Annotated in this window: 11 protein-coding genes and 1 pseudogene; 9 read left to right on the top strand and 3 right to left on the bottom strand. The window is 45.5% G+C overall.

Going from position 1 to position 20146, the window contains the following annotated elements:
* Positions 1–18 precede the first annotated feature (18 nt).
* The 9 genes and pseudogenes from PseudUWO310_RS23855 to PseudUWO310_RS04065 all read left to right on the top strand — a co-directional run.
* Positions 19–747 (top strand): annotated as a pseudogene (locus PseudUWO310_RS23855) (filamentous hemagglutinin N-terminal domain-containing protein); the annotation flags it as partial.
* A gap of 3222 nt (positions 748–3969) precedes the next feature.
* Entirely contained in the window at positions 3970–6552 is a 2583-nt protein-coding gene (locus PseudUWO310_RS04105) for a CHAT domain-containing protein (protein ID WP_142599247.1), read from the top strand.
* A gap of 471 nt (positions 6553–7023) precedes the next feature.
* The gene (locus PseudUWO310_RS23530; RefSeq protein ID WP_263363378.1) at positions 7024–7155 is read left to right on the top strand and encodes a hypothetical protein; all 132 of its coding nucleotides are present in this window, start codon (positions 7024–7026) and stop codon (positions 7153–7155) included.
* A gap of 5 nt (positions 7156–7160) precedes the next feature.
* The gene (locus PseudUWO310_RS04095) at positions 7161–7532 is read left to right on the top strand and encodes a VOC family protein (RefSeq protein WP_142599313.1); all 372 of its coding nucleotides are present in this window, start codon (positions 7161–7163) and stop codon (positions 7530–7532) included.
* Positions 7533–7553: 21 nt separating this feature from the next.
* A complete protein-coding gene (locus PseudUWO310_RS04090) occupies positions 7554–8570 on the top strand; it encodes a FecCD family ABC transporter permease (protein ID WP_142599245.1) in 1017 nt (338 codons plus the stop codon).
* Between the two features lie 2 nt (positions 8571–8572).
* Positions 8573–9418, top strand: a complete 846-nt coding sequence (locus PseudUWO310_RS04085; RefSeq protein ID WP_142599243.1) for an ABC transporter ATP-binding protein — start codon at positions 8573–8575, stop codon at positions 9416–9418.
* Positions 9419–9569: 151 nt separating this feature from the next.
* A complete protein-coding gene (locus PseudUWO310_RS04080) occupies positions 9570–12236 on the top strand; it encodes a TonB-dependent hemoglobin/transferrin/lactoferrin family receptor (protein WP_142599241.1) in 2667 nt (888 codons plus the stop codon).
* Positions 12237–12295: 59 nt separating this feature from the next.
* Positions 12296–13141: a VOC family protein gene (locus PseudUWO310_RS23525; protein WP_263363377.1), complete on the top strand. Its 846-nt coding sequence runs from the start codon at positions 12296–12298 to the stop codon at positions 13139–13141.
* A gap of 76 nt (positions 13142–13217) precedes the next feature.
* On the top strand, positions 13218–14129 hold the full coding sequence (locus PseudUWO310_RS04065; protein WP_223805523.1) for an ABC transporter substrate-binding protein: 912 nt from the start codon (positions 13218–13220) through the stop codon (positions 14127–14129).
* Between the two features lie 124 nt (positions 14130–14253).
* Here the strand turns inward: PseudUWO310_RS04065 and adhE are convergent, their stop codons facing one another.
* The 3 genes from adhE to pflB all read right to left on the bottom strand — a co-directional run bounded on the left by adhE (position 14254) and on the right by pflB (position 20081).
* Positions 14254–16869, bottom strand: a complete 2616-nt coding sequence (gene adhE / locus PseudUWO310_RS04060) for a bifunctional acetaldehyde-CoA/alcohol dehydrogenase (RefSeq protein ID WP_223805522.1) — start codon at positions 16867–16869, stop codon at positions 14254–14256.
* A 191-nt stretch (positions 16870–17060) separates the two neighbouring features.
* On the bottom strand, positions 17061–17801 hold the full coding sequence (pflA, locus tag PseudUWO310_RS04055) for a pyruvate formate-lyase-activating protein (RefSeq protein WP_142599237.1): 741 nt from the start codon (positions 17799–17801) through the stop codon (positions 17061–17063).
* 51 nt (positions 17802–17852) lie between these two features.
* Positions 17853–20081, bottom strand: a complete 2229-nt coding sequence (pflB, locus tag PseudUWO310_RS04050) for a formate C-acetyltransferase (protein ID WP_142599235.1) — start codon at positions 20079–20081, stop codon at positions 17853–17855.
* Between the last annotated feature and the right edge of the window lie 65 nt (positions 20082–20146).

Here is a 20146-nt window from a genome sequence, read left to right as displayed (position 1 = left end):
TATCCCAGTTTTCTATTTATGGGAATGGGAATGCTTTTACCCGTAGCTGTCGCAGCACAGAGCGTAACATCCGATGGTACGCTGTCAACAACAGTCACCAGTCCAGACAATCTCAACTTTACGATTACCAATGGCAATCAACCTAATAGTGGAGCAAATCTATTCCATAGTTTTAGTCAGTTCACAGTGCCGACAGGAGGTTCAGCAACTTTTAATCTGGTTAACACACCAAATATTACGACGATTTTTAGTCGGGTGACGGGAGGCAATGTTTCCAATATTGATGGCTTGATTCAGACCACAAATAACAGCAATCCCGTCAGTTTGTTTCTGCTCAATCCTAATGGGATTATTTTTGGAGCCAATGCAAGGCTAAATATTGGCGGATCGTTTGTCGGAACAACTGCCAATAGCGTCAAGTTTATTGATGGAACAGAGTTTAGTGCGGTGAGTACTAATAACCCACCATTGTTAACAATTAGTTCGCCAATTGGGTTACAGATGGGAGCCAATGCAGCACCGATAACAGTACGGAGCAATCTCACCACAGGAGCAGATCTAATACTGGAAGGCGGTCGCCTAGATTTGCAAGGAGAATTGATAGCAGGGAGAGATATTACCTTAAAAGCACAGGATACCGTAAAAATCCGAGATACTGTGACAAAACCATTCCTCGCCCAAGCAGGAAGGAACCTAACGATTCAGGGGAATCAGAATGTTGATATCCTCGCCTTAAAGAATAGTGGTGGAGCCTTGCGAAGTGGGGGAAATCTGAGCTTGATCAGCAATGGGAGTATTTCTGGGGATGCCCATTTTGTCAGTGGGGGAAATGTCTCATTTCAGACGTTAACAGGTAAGCGAGGCAAGTTTATCAGCCTATTCGACCCGATCATTTATGCCCATGGGGATGTGGTATTTGGAGACTATACAGGCGTAGCTCTGAAGGTGGAAGCGATGGGGAGCATTGAGGCCGGGAATATTACCATTACGGCTCCCGATAGCACCATTCCTAGTAGTGACCCAGATTTTATGACCCTAACGACTCAGCGGGCAGCAATTTTACGAGCAGGGGTGAAAACTTTACCTACAGCGAATGTGCCCCAAATGGGAGTGGGATCCACCAATTTTACATCGGGGACAGTGGCGGGACTGCCTGCTGGTAGCATTAGGGTTGCCAGTATTAACACCTCCAATTCTACGGGTGGGGATGGGGGTTCCATCATTCTGAAGGCTGCTGGGGATATTGTAACGGGAAGTTTACAGTCATCCGTTGTTGGCGATGGCGTGAATGGTGGCAGCATCAACATTCTTGCCAATGGCAATATCTCAATTAATGGTGATGTGACCTCAGTCACTACTTCGACAGGAAATAGTGGGCATGGGGGCGATATCACGATTGCCACGACTAATGGCAATCTCTCTTTTATCGGATCCTTATCTTCAGGAGCAGCTATCCTAGGTACAGGTACAGGGAAAGGAGGTGCAATTAGCCTTTCTGCAACTAACGGTAATCTCTCTTTTAATGGATCCTTATCTTCAGGAGCAACTAGCCTAGGTACAGGGAAAGGAGGTGCAATTAGCCTTTCTGCAACTAACGGTAATCTCTCTTTTAATGGATCCTTATCCTCTTCGTTCTCAGGGAAAAATGGTAATGGAGGCGATATCACCCTTTCTGCGATTAATGGGAACCTTTTTAGCCAAGGCAGTATGTCCTCTGATTCCTTCTCAGCTGATAATAGTGGCAATGGAGGCAATATTACACTTTCTGTGAGCAATGGGAACCTTTTTAATCAGAGTAGTTTGTCCTCCTATTCCCTAGGGGCTATGAATAGTGGCAATGGAGGCAATATTACCTTGTCTACGAATAATGGCAATCTTTCTAACCAAGGGTATTTATACTCTTTATCCTTCGGGCTAGTGAATAGTGGCAATGGTGGCAATATTACCTTGTCTGCGAATAATGGCAACCTTTCTAACCAAGGGTATTTATACTCCTTGTCTCTAGGATTTATGAATAGTGGCAATGGCGGCCATATTACCTTTTCTACAACTAACGGTAATATTTCTAACCAGAGGGATCTGTATTCCTCATCCATTGCACTGAGAGGTAATAGCGGGTATGGTGGTGACATCAATCTAATTGCTCCAAAAGGGAATATCCTTGGCAATAAGAGCAGCCTAAATACTTTCTCTGTTGCGCCTAACGGAACATCTAGCAATGGTGGTGCGATTAGATTGGAAGCCCAAAACCAGATATCGGGACTGACATTATTAACGACATCCTCTTCCGCTCAGGCGGGGTCGGTGTCGATTTTGGGACATGGGGATTTAGCGATCGCCGATACCGTGGTTCTAACCAGTAAACAGATTTCCATTTCCACTCCATTTACGGGAACAGTTAATATTTCGACAAATGGCACAGGACGTTCGGGCGATGTCAATATCAATAGTTTGGGCAATCTCACCCTCAACAACAGTCGCATCGAAAGTGATACCAAAGGGCTGGGCTCCGCTGGCAATGTCTCCCTCACTAGTAACGGATTGATTCGCTTTGATAATAGCCAAATTACCAGTAGTACTAGCAATGCAGGGCTGGCTGGCAATATCAACCTCAAGGCTAGCCAAGGTATTGATATCGGCAACAATAGCCGCCTTGCGGCGCTCACCAGTAGCAGTGGCAATGCTGGCAACATTGGTATCAGCACTGGGTCATTAATCCTACGAGATGGGGCGGAACTGTCAGCATCCACCTCTGGAAGCGGTCGAGCTGGTAACATTAGCATCAACGCTGATGATGTAATCATGGATCGGGCAAGGGTCTCTTCTAATACCTCTAGCTCTGGATCTGCGGGGGAGGTGAATCTCACCATTCCCAAGGGTTCGCTTTCCCTATTCAATGGTTCCGAAATCTCTACATCTACTCAAGGTAGTGGCAATGCTGGTAATGTGGAGATCTCTGCCAAGAATGTCACTGTTCGAGGAAGCATCATTAGCAGTCAATCCTCAGGTAGTGGTAATAGTGGTTCCTTAGACCTACGTACTTCCCAACTCGCGTTAACAGACAATGCCCAACTTTCTACAGCTTCATCAGGGCTGGGTAAAGCTGGCAACATTAGCATCGAAGCTCAACAAATTACCCTTGGGAATCGTTCCCAAATCACTAGTCGCAGTCAAGGTACGGGTGATGGTGGCACTATTCAAGTCAATGCGCGATCGCTATTTTTAAATGGTGCTTCCCAAATTAATGCCCAAACCAACTTTGGTAATGGTGGCAACCTGAATTTCTCCCTTGGGGAATTGCTCTTGTTGCGGAATGAAAGTTTGTTATCGGCGGAAGCGGGTGGTAAGGGCAATGGCGGTAATATTACGATTAGTAGTCCTTTCATTATTGGTTTAGGCAATAGTGACATAGTGGCTAATGCCTTTCAAGGCAATGGGGGGAATATCCAAATTAGTACCAATGGCATCTTTGGGTTGAAATACCGTCCTTATCGCACCGATGATAACGATATCACTGCTAGTTCGCAATTTGGATTGAGTGGCACGGTGAATATTAATAACCTCACTTTTACTCCCGCTGCTGGGTTAATCGAATTGCCTACGGATGTGATCGATCCGAGTCAGCGCATTGTCCAAGGTTGCCGAACCTATGGCAATAGTCGCTTTATCGTTACTGGTCGCGGCGGAGTTGCTGACAATCCTAGCGATCGCCCCAGCGGTAATCATCCTTGGATCGATATCCGCGACCCCGCATCTCTCCGCAATCCCAATAATCTCGCAACTACAAGCCAGTCCGAAAAGCAATCGGCGAATGCGGCACTGCCCATTGTGGAAGCTATTGGTTGGCGATTCAATGCGAAGGGTGAGGTGGAAATCTATGCCACAAGCTCCGATCCTTCTACTTCAGCGTTTTCTGATGTCAACTGTAAGGGCATACCTACATTTAACCTATAATTTGGAGTCACTATTGTGTTGATAAATCTTGTGCTGATAAAAAAGATCGTCCGTTATAGTCTGCTAGGACTAATAGGACTTTGTTTAGCTCTTTCCTTGGGAATAGATCGTTCCCATGCGATTTCTCTCAAGACTCCGCAGGAGTCACCTGCGCTGATCGCATCCTCAAACGCTACCTCAAGCAATAGCAGTCTAGATCGAGGGCGTAATTTATATGATGCGGGGCAATTTGCTGAAGCCGTACAGGTTTGGCAGATGACCGCACAGAGCTACGGCTCTCAAGGCGATCGCCCTAACCAAGCCCTCACCCTCAGCTATCTCTCGCTGGCTTACCAGCAATTAAATCAATGGAATGCCGCTCAAAATAGCATTGACGAAAGTTTAGCGATTCTAAATGGAGTCAAGCCTGTCGATGCAATTCTCTGGGCGCAGATTTTGAATACTAAAGCCATCCTCCAGCAACAAATTGGGCAATCGCAAACGGCGGTTGACACATGGAAACAAGCTCAAGGTTACTACCAGCAAGCAGGCGATGTGCAAGGTGTGCTAGGGACGGAGATCAATCAGGCTCAGGCTTTACAAAGTTTAGGTTTTTATCGGCGATCGCGACAAATCCTAGATGACATTAACCAGCAACTCGAAAAAAGCGATGACTCACTTTTGAAAGTGAGCGGCTTACGGAGCGTGGGGAATGCCCTGCGCGTGCTAGGCGATAATGAGGCAAGCTACAAATCCCTGTCATGGGGGTTAGCGATCGCCAAAAATCTCAACGCCCTCAATGAATTAAGTCCAATTCTCATTGGCTTAGGCAATAACGCTGCCGATACGCGCAATTTTGACGTAGCGCTGCAACACTTTATCGAAGCGGAGAAAGCTGCAACCAAAGCCAGCGATCGCATTGAATCAAAACTCAACCAATTACAGGTTTATGTGAATATGGGGCAGACCCAAGCCATCGCGACCCTCGCCCCCAATATCCTGCAAGAACTCAGCGAGATCCCACCCAGTCGGGCTTCTCTATATGCGATCGTTAACTTTGCGAGCAATCTCTCAAAGCTTCCCCCACAGGATCAACCCATTCCCTCTAGCACAATTATCCAGCTTTTAGACAAGTCGGTACAGTCCGCAAGGAAGGTCAATGATGCTCAAGCTGAAGCCTATCTCCTCTCGCAATGGGGGCAACTAGTTGCCAATAACGGACAACCCAATGAGGGAATTCGACTCCTTCAACAATCTATGCAACTGTCACAGTCTATTCAATCCAAAAATATTCTGTCGCAGTCAGCATGGAAATTAGGTCGCTTGCTCCATCAACAGGGACAAAAACAAGCAGCGATCGCCGCCTATGGGGAAGCAGTTGATGCGCTGCAAAATCTTCGCAGCGATCTGGTGGGCATCAATCAAGAAGTACAATTTTCTTTCCGAGAAAGTATTGAACCTGTATACCGCGAATTCGTTAGTCTACTGATTGATGAGAATCCCGACCAATCTGCTCTAGTTAAAGCACGCGAACTAATTGAGGCTCTGCAACTGGCGGAACTAGATAATTTCTTCCGAGAATCTTGCCTTAATTCCCAACCTCTGCAAATCGATCAGATCGATACCAAGGCTGCCGTTGTTTATGCCATCATGCTGCCCAATCGGATCGCGGTGATTCTCTCTACCGCAGGACAGCCTTTGACCTATTATAGTAGCCCCGTCCCTAAGGAAGAAGCTGAACAAACTATTCGTTCGTACCTAGGTTCCATTCACCCTGCTTCTGATAATAAAAGTCAGAAACTACTTTCCCAGAAAATTTACAACTGGTTGATTCGTCCTGCCGTATCCAGTCAAGCCCTAAAGGAAAAACAAACCCTAGTTTTTGTGCTAGATGGATTATTACGAAAAATCCCTATGGCAGCGCTATACGATGGGAAACAATACCTCATTGAAAATTATGCTGTAGCCCTATCTCCTGGATTAAAACTGTTAGAGACTCAATCACTAGAGCAGAAACAGATTCGATCGGTTGTCGCAGGTATTAGTACCGCCCGCAATGGTTTCAATGCCTTACCCGCTGTGGAGACAGAGGTTGTAGCAATTTCTCAATCCACCTCTGGCAGTAAACTACTAAATCAAGAATTTACTCCTAACGCTTTATCAAAAAGTATCGAATCCAAAACGGCTAATGTGGTGCATCTAGCTACCCACGGTCAGTTTAGTTCTAAACAAGAAGATACGTTCCTATTAACTTGGGATGGAAGATTGAACATCCGCGAGCTGTCCGAACTATTGCAAAAGCGAGAAACAGGGCAATCAGGAGCCATTGATTTACTGGTGTTGAGTGCTTGCGATACGGCCGCAGGCGACGATCGCGCTGTCTTGGGACTAGCAGGATTAGCGTTAAAGTCGGGAGCGCGATCGACGATCGCGACCCTCTGGCCTGTAAAGGATAATGTCGCTTCACGTTTAATGGTGAAGCTATACCAAGATTTAGGTAAACCCCACGTTTCCAAAGCTGAAGCATTACGTCAAGCCCAAATTTCTATCCTCTCCGACAAGAATTTCACCGATCCATTCTTTTGGTCATCCTTTGTCTTGGTGGGTAATTGGCTGTAATAAGTAGCTAGAAAGAACTTTTTGAAAGCGTTGCTTCGCAACGCTTTCAAAAATCTTCTTGGTTTGGATTTGAGCACAAAGTGCTGTAGTTTACTGGTCTAAGAGACAGTCCAAACGCTGCGCTAACCCATGCTACTAGGGCAATTACTGAAGTACAGGATTTGATTAAATCTAGGGATGAGAAATTAATTGCTTTGATATTTTACGAAAGGGACTAAATGCATCATAAAATCGCGCTTACCTATGGCTACTCCTGACATACGCAGGACAGCGATTGCTATTTAGAATTTTGGAGATCGAATGGAGCAAGTAGGGAATTGGATGATTAAGTTTTGTTAAGATTCTAATGATAGAAATTCTCAATAAGGAGTTTTCTAGTAGGATTAGACAATAAAGCTTATTGCAAATAATTCTTATTAGCTATGATAATAGCTGAGATTTTTAGTTGCCGTTTATCGCCATAAAATATCTATGCAAATCTCTGAAAATCCTAATATTAAATTTGATTGGTGGGCTGAAAATGCTCATTTTGCCGAATTAACTTATCTGGTCAATCTTGACCGAGGAGAGATTGAAAAAGTGGGTAGCACTGTTGAGGTCTGAGTTTGGTGCATAACCTAAATGCGATAAACTTGAGAGCCTTTGTTCCTGCTAAAGATTTCAATCTTTCCAAGTCATTCTATCTAGATCTTGGTTTTGAAATATTTTATGAAGATGCAGAACTAGCTGTTTTTAATGTCGGCAATACAGGTATTGGCTTTTTCTTGCAGAACTTTTATGTAAAGGAACTTGCCGAAAATCTAATGATGCACTTGTTGGTTGAAGATGTGGATAGCTGGTGGGCTGAAGTCCAGAACCGCAACATTGCTGAAAGGTATAATGTGAGAGTTGTTCCCCCAAAACAGCAAGAATGGAAAATGCGCGACTTTGTTGTGATCGATCCGTCAGGTGTTTTATGGAGGATTGCCGAGAATTCGTAGTTATTAGGTTAGTTTGGGTTGATGATAGTTCAGAAAGTTAAATTTAATCATTCGCTGTTGCGCGATCGCTTCCTGCCCACATTAGTTTTACTAACGATTGGACTGTTCCTAACGATGGCAGTTTCTCTATGTCGAGGAGCCGTACCCCTTAGTGGTCAGCAACTCTGGCAAGCACTCTGGCATCAAGGCGAACCAATTAATCAAACGATTATTTGGGAATTGCGATTACCGCGTATCATTGCGGCGATGGTGGTCGGTGCAGCGTTGGGAATGTCAGGGGCTTTGCTACAGGGAATGTTGCGAAATGGACTTGCCGATCCCTTTGTGTTGGGCATTTCCGCAGGTGCTGGACTCGTAGCGATCGCCATGATTACCCTCGGCGTAGTCCAAACTTTGGTTCCATTAGGCGCTTGGATTGGCGCGATCGCTACGGCAATACTCGTTTATACCCTTGGCTATTTGGGTGGTGGACTATCGGTTGAGCGTTTGATTTTGGCGGGTGTGGCGATTAGTTCCATGTTTGGTGCAATCCAAACTACGTTGCTCTTACTGGCTGATGATGGCAGGATTCAGGCGGCGCTAAATTGGCTGATTGGAAGTCTAAATGGGCGCGGCTGGGCTGAGGTAAATAATGTGGGACCTTATGTGGGAATGGCTCTGATCGCAGGCTGTCTATTAGCGCGTCCCCTGAATTTACTCAATCTCGGTGACGACATGGCTTCGGGTTTGGGAACTTCGTTGGTGCGATCGCGTTTGGCAATTGGTGCAGTGGCGAGTTTACTGGCGGCAAGTGCTGTGAGTATGGCGGGACTAATTGGTTTTGTCGGTTTAGTTGTGCCTCACGGTGTCCGCTTGTTAGTCGGTTCTGACTACCGTTGGATTTTGCCATGTTCAGCGATCGGTGGCGCATGGGTGCTGACGCTGGCGGATTTATTATCGCGACTTGGCACGGTGGAATTACCTGTGGGTGCAGTGACAGCGCTACTGGGTTCGCCATTATTTATTTGGTTGCTCTATCGGCGGGGTAAGAGAGGTTAGAAATGGATAATCATGATTCCTATAATCTTCCAGAAGCTTTGCTAGAAGCTCAAAACCTAGTCGGTGGCTATGGCAAACAGACGATTTTGCAGAATGTTTCCCTATCTCTCCATAAAGGCGAATGGCTAAGTTTAGTGGGGGCAAATGGTTCGGGTAAATCAACTTTATTGAAATTATGTAGTCGGATTCTCTCACCGCAAACGGGGACAGTGCTACTGGATGGCAAAGCGATTCATCAACAATCAGCACAGTCTGTAGCACGACAGTTAGCGATTTTGCCACAACAGCAGACTATCCCATCGGGCTTGACGGTGCGGCAACTGGTCAGCCTTGGACGCACTCCCCATCAGCCTTGGTGGCAATGGGATTTGGATTTAGAAGATCGGCAAATGGTGGAAACTGCGATCGCCCAAACTCAATTAACAGAATTAAGCGATCGCCCCGTCGAGCAGCTTTCAGGAGGTGAGCGGCAAAGGGCTTTTCTAGCGCTGACTTTAGCTCAAGATCCACAGGTGCTTTTACTGGATGAGCCAACCACATTTTTGGATTTGCATCATCAGTTAGAGCTATTAGAACTTTTGAAAAATCTCAACCAAGAGCGCCAATTGTCAATTATTACGGTGCTACATGACATTAATCTGGCGGTGCGTTATAGCGATCGCCTAGCCATGTTAAAGCATGGTGTGATCAAAGCGATCGGTACTTCGGCAGATGTGATCACGCCCGAAAATCTCCGTGAAGTTTTTGATGTGGAAGCAGTGACAGTCATTACCCCTGTGGGTTTACAGATCTGTTTGCTCTCGCCATCTCATAATTTAGTTAGGAGTCGCGATCCTACAGCCCATTAGATCCCCCCAGCCCTCCCTTGTAAAGAGGGGAGAATTAATTAAATTTTCTTCTTCCCCCTTTATAAGAGGGATTGAGGGGGATCTAACAAAAAAGGGCAAGCGTCAACTTGCCCCTCAAATTATCGACATCAAATCGACATCAACAATCATAATGAAATTTCATCCCATTCTGCTCAAGAATGCTACATTCTTATTGTTTAGCATTTCCCTATCGCTTTTATTCGTAGAACTAGCGATCGCTGAAAAAGTTCCCAACAATTCAGCAATTCCCACGGAAAACAAGGAATTTAAGCCCCTTGCCCCACAAATTTCCCAAGCATCAACTGTTAAAGTTACCAATGTTCAGATTAATCCTACTAGTTCTAGATTAGAGATTGTTCTGGAAACCGCAGAGGGGCGACCACTTCAGATTGATAGTAATAAATTTCGGATTGAGGGCAATAATCTTATCGCAGATATTCCCAATGCGTTACTGGCAATTCCCGATCAAAAAGAATTTAACACCGCCAATCCTACTGCTGAAATTAGCCAAATCAACATCACCCAACTTGACGCGAATACTCTGCGGGTCAATGTGTTTGGTATCGGCAAACCACCAACTCAAGAAGTCTCGTTGAAAAATCAAGGACAGCTTTTTAGTCTTAATCGTGATGGTGAACCTGAAGAGGAAATGACGATCACTGGCACTAGAAACCCTAGACCAACCCGCCTAACCCCTGGTTCGATCGCTGTCATTGATGCCGAAAAACTCGATCAAACTCTATCTCAGGATTTGCGCGATGTCTTCCGTTATGAACCAAATGTTTCTGTGGGTAACGATCGCCGCTATGGATTGCAGGATATTAATATTCGTGGGCTAGGTGGTAATCGCGTTCTCATTCTCAATGATGGCATTCGCGTTCCCACACAGTTTTCCTTTGGTACGCCTTCGATTGGGCGCGACTATGTGGATATTGAGAGTTTGCAACGGGTAGAAGTTGTGCGCGGTCCCGCTTCGGCACTTTATGGCAGTGACGCTTTGGGCGGCGTAGTTAGCTTCCGTACCATTGACCCAGAGGATTTACTCAAAAAGATTCCTTCTCAATCGGTTGTTACGAGTTTATCAACTAATTACGAAACCACCGATCGCAGTTTTACAAATACTGCCGCGATCGCATTTCGGGAGGGCAATTTTGAAGGATTGCTTGGCTATACGCGCCGTGATGGAGCCGAGGCAAGGGTTCCCACTGGTAATGAGTTTGTCGATAGCCGTAGCAATGCGCGTAATAACTGGATCGGCAAATTGGTTTATCGTATTGATCAAAACAGCAAAATTGGCTTTGCGGCGGAGATTTTCCGTAATCGTGATAACTTTGCGGTTGCGCCGATCACAGCAGCAGGTTTACTCGGTCCCACAGGCTTTCGCGGACAGGATGAGACGGTTAATTACAATACATCCCGCGATCGCTTTAGTATTTCCTATGACTTCAACGATCCTAACAGCACAGGATTTTTGAATGCTGCAAAAGCTCAGTTGTATTATCAAAATGCCGAAGTAACTGAGTTCCGTACTCAAGACTTTGTGCGAACTGGTGCTGGTGTCGATCAAAGACGGGTGCGAAGTCTCAATAACCGCTTTCTCGATCAAGTCTTGGGTGCTGAAGTCCAACTACAAAGCCGCTTCAAAATCAATGAGATTCTGAACCAATTAACCTATGGTATTGATATTTCCAATACTCGGAACGAGAGAGTCCGCAATGGTGTCGAAAACCGCTTTAATGCTGCTGGCACAAATATTCTCACTACCAATGTTGTTGGTGCAGATAACTTTCCTGTCAAGGATTTTCCAGATTCCAGTACTTTTCGTTTAGGGATCTATGCTCAAAACGAAATCGCTCTTAGTAATACCTTCACTCTCATTCCAGGGATTCGATTTGACTCCTATCAACTGAATACGACATTGGACGAACTTTATCTTCGCAATTCTCCTAGTGTAGTAGCCGCTAATTTTAATGACTCGGCAATATCTCCTAGTCTTGGATTTGTCTGGCAAACTACTCCAGAATGGACATTAGTAGGGCGTTATGCCAAGGGCTTTCGGACTCCCTTATATAGCGAAATCAACTCTGGATTCACCAATCTCACCAGCCCTGGCTTTCGTTATCAAACTCTCTCCAATCCGAATTTGAAACCAGAGACCAGTGACACCTTTGAGATAGGAATCAGAGCCGACTATCCACAGTTAAAAGCGAGTTTGACGGGATTTTACAATAGTTACAATAACTTCATTCAGTCCAATGCTTCCGCAGGAATTGCGACTGTAAATGGCATTCCTGGTGTCAATCTATTTCAAACTCAAAATGTGGCGCGTGCGATTACCTATGGCTTTGAGCTGGGCGGAGAGTACAAATTTAGTCCTGAAAATGATGGACTTAGCCTAATCGCCGCGCTCGGATTAACCATTGGCGATAATCTGACCACAAATCAACCCCTTGACACCATCGATCCGCTCAAGTTAGTGACAGGCTTGCGCTATCGCGCTCCCGAAAATATTTGGGGTGCGGATTTGATTGCCACTTTTGCAGGGCAACCTCGACTAGCCAGCGATCGCCCTGCAAATTCCTACACCCCTCAAGGTTATACAGTTGTTGACTTGACAGGATTTTACAAAATCACCCCAAGATTAACTCTCAACCTTGGTGTATTCAATCTACTCAATAATCAGTATTTCCTCTATTCCGATGTCCGTCCTCTAATCACGGCTCCTGCTCCGAGCGATCTCGCCAGATATGCTCAACCAGGAATCAGTGTAAGGGCTGGATTAACGTTCGTATTCTAAATATAAGTTCTAAATACAAGTAGCGCAAAGTGCCCCCCATACTAAAGGAGAAATTAAAAATGACTATTCAATTCCGTCACATTATGCTGATGATCCAAGATGTGCCTGCGGCGGTGAAGTTCTATCAGGAAGGCTTAGGGCTAACGGTAGTCAATGCAAGTCCCAACATGGCAGAGTTAGATGCAAATGGGACAAAAATCATCATTCATGGTGCTGAAAATCAAGCCGAAGTCGGCGGATCGCCTATCCTCAGTTTTCATGTCGCTGATTTGCTGGAAACGATCGCTAAATTAGAGTCCCTCGGTGCATCCTTACAAGGTCGTGTGCGCGAACCTTCCTTTGGCAAAGTTGCCGCCATGCGATCGCCCGAAGGTCACATAATCAGTTTGCTGCAACCTAAAAAAGCAACTGAGCAACCACTGACCTTTGAAGAAGCGATCGCCTATACTGAGACTTTACTTGCGCGTAAATATCTTGATGACGCTCAACTGCAATCAGAAATTACCAACCTTGTCAAAACTTCCAATGGAGCCAGAGGCTTTTTTGTTTGCTTCTTAACAGGAGAATGGGAACTCGCCGACAATCCCAGCCCTGCAATCATTCAAGCATTGCAAGCTGAACCTAATGCGATCGCGGAATTGCTGGTCAAAAATCTCGCCATGTCCACCGCAATGGCAATTACCCACCGACGCAATGGAAGCCCCGATCAAGCCGATGATTCTGATCGCGTGGCTAAACGCACGGTTTTGTTAATCGAGAAGGTCGATCTACCCGAAGTCTGCGCAATTGCCAGCCAGATGCTGAATTCAGCAACCTCAAACAGTGGAGAGTATGCAGCATTCTTTGAAAAATGGGGCTATGACGATGAGCAGAAACAGGCGATCGCTAATGTCCTAAATAAATAGGTGTGTTTTTTGTGGGGCGGCAAAGCCGCCCCACAAAAAACGGTTTTTAAAACTCTAACCGCTATATTAAATAAAGATGATTTATCGAGTATTTCAATTCATGCGATCGCTCAGAAATTGGGTAATTATTACCCTAATCGCCATATTCACCGTAGCTTGCAATCCAGCTATCCCTTCCCAATCTACGGCTCCAATAGCTAATAGTCCTCAAACAACCGAAGTCAAACCTACGGTTGCTTCTAAAGTGGTTGCCTTAACTTCGCTGTCAGCAGATATTATCTATCGCTTAGATAAAACCAAATTAGTCGGTATCCCTGGAAGTCGCTTGTTGAGAGAGAATGCTGAAATCTCCAAAATCACCCAAGTCAGCGAAGGGCAAACACCGCCAAATTTAGAGAAAATTATTGCTCTTAAACCTGACTTGGTAATTGGTGCAACTGGATTCCATGATCAAGTTCTGGAAAAGCTAAAAGGGCTGGGTATTAGGACAATGACTTCTAGTATTACTAGCTGGAAATCATTAGAGGAATTGACTAAAGAGATCGCTACTGAAATCAAGGCTGAACCCACTGCGCTGATTAAATCCTATCAGTCTTTAATTGCCCAAAAAGCCACTAAACCCGATTCAACTCTCGTCTTAGTCAGTTCGCAACCAATCCTAGCACCTAACAAAAATAGTTGGGCAGGTGATTTGCTAACCCAGTTCCAAATTAATAACGCGGCTGCCGAGTTACAAGGTCAAAGCCCCCAACGCGGTTACATTACTCTTTCTGCTGAGAAGGTTTTAGAAGCAAATCCCAAAGTTCTAATTCTGGTTGATATGGGCGATGGTGCAATCAATAAACTTAAAGAGGCTCCTTTTTGGAATAAGCTTGATGCCGTAACTAGCGATCGCGTTTACACCTTTGACTATTACGGATTAGTCAACCCTGGAAGCATTGAGGCAATTTCTAAAGCTTGTTCCAAGTTACAGTCGCTCGTTAGCTAGGCAATAAGTAGTTCAGCATAAGTAAACTTAAAACCCAGAAGAGAGTACCACCCGCTACGCGGGCGGTACTCTCTTCTGGGTTTGGTTTTTAATTATGCCGAACTACTTACCACTCATATTTTCTCTATGCTTGTAGCATTAATTGCTTGAGATCGGCAATTAATGGATAGCGAGGATTTGCGCCCGTACATTGATCGTCAAAGGCTCGATCTGCCATTTCTTCCACATGAGCCATGAAATAATCTTGGCTCATCCCCTGTTCGTCAAGAACATCCTTAATGGTTTTCGGAATATCCACTTGGCGTTTGAGATCTTCTACGGCCGCAATCAATCTTTCTACTTTTTCATCATCGGTATCACCACCCAAATTTAGATAATTAGCAATCTGGGCATAGCGCCATTTACTATTGGGATATTTATTTTGCGAGAAAATTGCTTGCTTAAAGGGAGTATCGGTCGCATTGTAGCGAATCACGTGGGAAATCATCAGCGCATTGGCTAAACCGTGAGCAATATGACAAGTGCCGCCCAATTGGTGCGCGATCGAGTGACATACTCCTAAGAAAGCATTCGCAAAAGCCATCCCTGCGATCGTGGCGGCATAATGAACTTTTTCCCGCGCTTTAGGATCTTTGGCTCCATTTTTGTAAGCACTAGGCAGATACTTGAACAACAAACGAATTGCTTCGAGAGCTAAGCCATTGGTATATTCCGAAGCAAGTACGGAAACGTAAGCCTCGATCGCATGGGTGAGGGCATCAATACCGCCATAGGCCGTTAACCGTTTGGGAATATTCATCGTCAGTTCGGGATCGACGATCGCCATATTCGGGGTCAGGGCATAGTCGGCAAGGGGATATTTGATCCCAGATTTCTCATCGGTGACGACAGCAAAAGGCGTAACTTCTGACCCAGTTCCCGATGTGGTGGGGATCGCGACCATCATTGCTTTCGCGCCCAAAGGTGGCAACTCATAAACCCGCTTGCGAATATCCATAAATCGCATTGCCAAACCTTCAAATTCAATATCGGGATGTTCGTAAAGCAGCCACATGATTTTGGCAGCATCCATGGGCGAACCGCCACCAAAGGCAATAATTACATCGGGATGGAAACTGTTACAGATTGCTAATCCTTTACGGACTGTAGCAAGCGAAGGATCGGGTTCGACATCATAAAAGGTATAGTGAGCAATGCCGATTTCTTCTAAACTGTCAGTGACTTCTTTGGTTAAGCCCAATTCAAACAAAGGGCGATCGGTGACGATCAAGGCGCGTTTTCGACCCATGAGATCGCGCAAAGCGACAGGCAAGCAGCCAGCTTTGAAGTAAATCTTGGGTGGGATGCGAAACCAGAGCATATTCTCACGGCGTTCGGCGGCGGTTTTGATATTTAACAAATGATGGGGAGTCACATTTGCCGAAACCGAGTTACCGCCCCAGCTACCACAACCAAGGGTCAGCGATGGATCGAGACGGAAGTTATAGAGATCGCCGATCGCCCCCTGTGAAGATGGCGTATTAATCAACACCCGTGAGGTTTCTAGCTTGTGCTCAAAGTAGTGAATATGCTCATGATTGCTAGGAGCAGTATAGAGAACCGAAGTATGTCCATGTCCACCAAATAGAACTAATTCTTCAGCCTTATCGACAGCATCATGGAAATCCTGAGCGCGATACATCGCTAAAATTGGCGAAAGCTTCTCAAAGGCAAAGGGTTCATCCTTAGAAATCGCTTCTACTTCACCAATCAAAACCCTTGTATTCTCAGGAATCTTAAAACCTGCAATCTCCGCAATTTTGAGTACCGACTGTCCAACGATCGCAGCATTCAAGCGTCCATCGGTCAAAATCACCTTGCGAATTTGATCCCGTTCTTCTACATTCAGGAAATACGCCCCGCGTTTGATAAACTCCTCGCGCACCGTCTCATAAATTGCATCAACTACCACCACCGACTGTTCAGAAGCGCAAATCGTGCCATTGTCAAAGGTTTTACTGAGAATGATCGAACTTACTGCCATCTGAATATGGGCGGTTTCATCGATAATCGCAGGCGTATTCCCAGCACCAACACCGATGGAAGGATGCCCCGAAGAGTAAGCCGCCTTGACCATGCCAGGTCCCCCCGTTGCCAAAATTAGTTTAATATTCGGGTTTTGCATCAGGGCTTGAGAAAGCGGTACGGTCGGCTCATCAATCCAGCCGATAATATCGGGAGGCGCACCTGCGGCTACGGCAGCATCAAGAACGATTTTCGCTGCGGCGATCGTGCATTCCTTAGCATGGGGATGGGGCGAGAAGATGATGCCGTTACGGGTCTTGAGTGCAATCAGAGACTTAAAGATAGTCGTAGAAGTGGGATTAGTCACAGGTACGATCCCCGCTAACAGCCCTACAGGTTCAGCAATGCGTTCATAGCCAAAATGCTTGTCCGATTCAATCACCCCACAGGTTTTATCGTTCTTATACTTGTTGTAAATCATTTCCGAAGCAAAGTGATTCTTGATCGCCTTATCTTCGATTACCCCCATTCCCGATTCTTTTACCGCCGCCTTCGCCAAAGGAATCCGCGCCGCATTCGCTGCCAGCGCCGCCTGTTTGAAAATGCGATCGACCTGCTCTTGGCTAAAATTCGCATATTCCGCTTGGGCAACTTTCACCCTCTGAATCAACAATTCCAATTCTTCAACATTCGTAACTTTCATTTGTAAATACTCCTCATTTTTGTTTTTTAGCAATTAGCCCTTAGCTATTAGCCATTAGCTTTTAGCTTTTAGCTTTTAGCCATTAGCTCTTAGCTTTTTAACTACACTAGAATTAGAAATCTGATACCAATCACCAATCACCAATCACCAACTACCAATAACCAATAACCAAACTTACAAAGCTAACCGCTAAAAGCTAACCGCTAACCGCTAAATAAAACCATCTAAATCCCTACCGCCCCCAGTGCATTAATTCCGCGATCGCAAAATATATCAACCGTTTGCTGCACCAGTTCGGGAGGCGCAGGTGGCGTATCTTTGAGGGCATAGGGTAATCCCAATTGCTCCCATTTATATTCGCCCATCTTATGAAACGGTAGAACTTCCAATCTTTCGACATTTTTAAGGGTGGCAATAAAATCGGCAAGTTGATTGATATTAGTCAGATTATCGGTGAGATGGGGGACTAGAACGAACCTGATCCATACAGGCTTATTGATATCACTGAGATATTTGGCGATCGCTAAAGTTGGTGCGACTGAAACACTGGTCAATTGGTAATAAAGTTCAGGAATATAGGACTTTATATCGAGAAGAACCAAGTCGGTTTCCTCAAGAACTGGTTTTGCTACCTCGATCGCACAATAACCCGATGTGTCAAGAGCCGTATGCAAACCTAGTTGATGGCAACGCTTGAAGATCTCTCTGGTAAATTCAGGTTGCATTAGGGGTTCACCACCACTTACGGTTACGCCTCCTTTGCGGATGTAGGATTTGCATTTGGTAATTTCATCAATTAGATAATCGACGGTGACTTCCTTCCCATCATGGGCGTTCCGACAATCGGGATTATGGCAATAGAGACAGCGGAGGGGACAGCCTTGAGTGAAAACGATAAATCTGATTCCAGGTCCGTCAACTGTCCCAAGAGTTTCGATTGAATGAATGCGTCCAGTTCCCGACATGATATTTCCTCTGTGTTTTTAACAATTGTCGCAAAGCGACAATTGTTAAAACTAGACACGTTCATGGAACGTGCGCTTAATTACATCCATCTGCTGCTCACGGGTGAGCTTAATAAAGTTCACCGCATAGCCCGAAACTCGAATTGTAAGCTGTGGATAGTTTTCAGGATGTTCCATCGCATCGAGTAGGGTACTGCGATCGATCGCATTCACATTAATATGATGACCGCCATCGTGGAAATAGCCATCTAGCAACCCAACCAGATTATTGGTGCGATCGCTTTCCTGTCTACCTAGCGCCATGGGTACTATCGAGAAAGTATTAGAAATACCATCTTGACAGTCGCTGTAGGGTAATTTCGATACCGATGAGAGCGAAGCGATCGCACCACAGTGATCGCGTCCATGCATGGGATTCGCTCCTGGAGCAAAGGGTTCGCCAGCCCTGCGCCCATCGGGAGTGTTACCCGTTTTTTTGCCATAGACGACATTGGAAGTAATCGTCAGCACTGACTGGGTGGGAACCGCATGGCGATAGGTGGGATGCTTACGAATTTCGTTCATGAACCTTGCCACAAGGTCGATCGCGATATTATCGGCGCGATCGTCGTTATTGCCATACTGCGGATATTCGCCTTCAGTGACATAATCTACCGCCAAGCCCTGCTCGTTGCGAATTACTTTCACCTTGGCATGTTTAATTGCCGAGAGGGAATCGGTAATTACTGATAAACCAGCGATCCCACAAGCCATCGTCCGATAGACATCGCGATCGTGCAACGCCATTTCGATCCGCTCGTAGCAATACTTGTCATGCATATAGTGAATGACATTGAGCGTATTAATATAAGCCTTCGCCAGCCATGACATCATTTGCTGCAAGCGATCGTTGACTTCTTGATAATCTAGATACTCACTGGTAATTGGTGCAAAGTTGGGAGCGACTTGATCCCCAGACTTCTCATCCTTACCACCGTTAATCGCATAGAGCAGCGTCTTCGCTAAGTTCACCCGCGCACCAAAGAACTGCATCTGTTTACCAATTCGCATCACCGATACGCAACAGGCGATCGCATAGTCATCGCCATAGGTGGGACGCATCAGATCGTCATTTTCATACTGAATGGAACTAGTGTCGCTAGAAATCTTGGCGCAGAACTGTTTGAAGTTTTCGGGTAAATGCTCTGACCATAAAACGGTGAGATTAGGTTCTGGTGCTGCTCCCAGATTGGAGAGAGTATGCAAAAAACGATAGCTATTTTTGGTCACTAAAGTCCGACCATCCGCACTCATACCGCCGATCGCTTCCGTCACCCATGTGGGATCGCCTGAGAATAGGTCATTGTAGTCAGGCGTACGCAAGAACCGCACCATGCGCAACTTCATCACAAAATGATCGATGAGTTCCTGTAATTCAGTTTCGGCGATCAAACCATTGCGTAAATCGCGATCAAAATATATGTCTAAAAACGTTGAAACTCGACCGAGGGACATTGCTGCCCCATTTTGTTCTTTGACTGCACCGAGATAGCCAAAATACAGCCATTGCACCGCTTCTTTGGCGGTCATAGCAGGACGACCAATATCAAAGCCATACTTCGCTGCCATTTCCTTGAGTTCAAACAGCGCCCTGATTTGTTCCGATAGCTCCTCCCTGAGACGAATGGTTTCTTCATCCATCACATCGACATCAAGGGATTCTTTCTGCGTCTTCTTGTCGTCAATTAGGCGATCGACTCCATAGAGAGCCACACGACGATAGTCACCAATGATCCGTCCCCTTCCGTAGGCATCGGGTAAACCAGTGATGATCCCCGATTTTCTTGCCTTCCGCATTTCATTGGTATAGACATCAAACACGCCATCATTATGGGTTTTACGATATTTAGTAAAAACTTCTTCAGTCTGAGGATCAAGTTCATAGCCATAGGCGGCTAGCCCCGCTTTGACCACGCGAATACCACCATAGGGCATGATCGCTCGTTTTAAAGGCTGATCAGTTTGCAATCCAACAATTTGTTCTAACTCGCGATCGATATATCCCGCATCATGCGCCGTAATTGAGGTCGGGATCTTTGTGTCTGCATCCAATATTCCCTTTTGGCGTTCTGCTTTCATCAGTTCCGAAACCTCATGCCAAAGTTGCTGAGTTCTAGTCGTCGGTGCAGTCAAAAACTCAGCATTACCTTCATAGGGACTGTAATTCTTTTGGATAAAGTCTCTAACGTTAACTTCCCTTGTCCAAATACCTTCCGTAAATCCTTGCCATTCGAGATACATAGCTTTGCCTCTAATGGATGATAAGCTAATAGATTTAATTTACAGCGCCACAACAATCTATATAA

The sequence above is a fragment of the Pseudanabaena sp. UWO310 genome (assembly GCF_006861605.1).
Lineage (GTDB): Bacteria > Cyanobacteriota > Cyanobacteriia > Pseudanabaenales > Pseudanabaenaceae > Pseudanabaena.
Note: the sequence above shows the minus strand (reverse complement) of the source record. Positions and strands in the feature narration are given on the sequence as shown.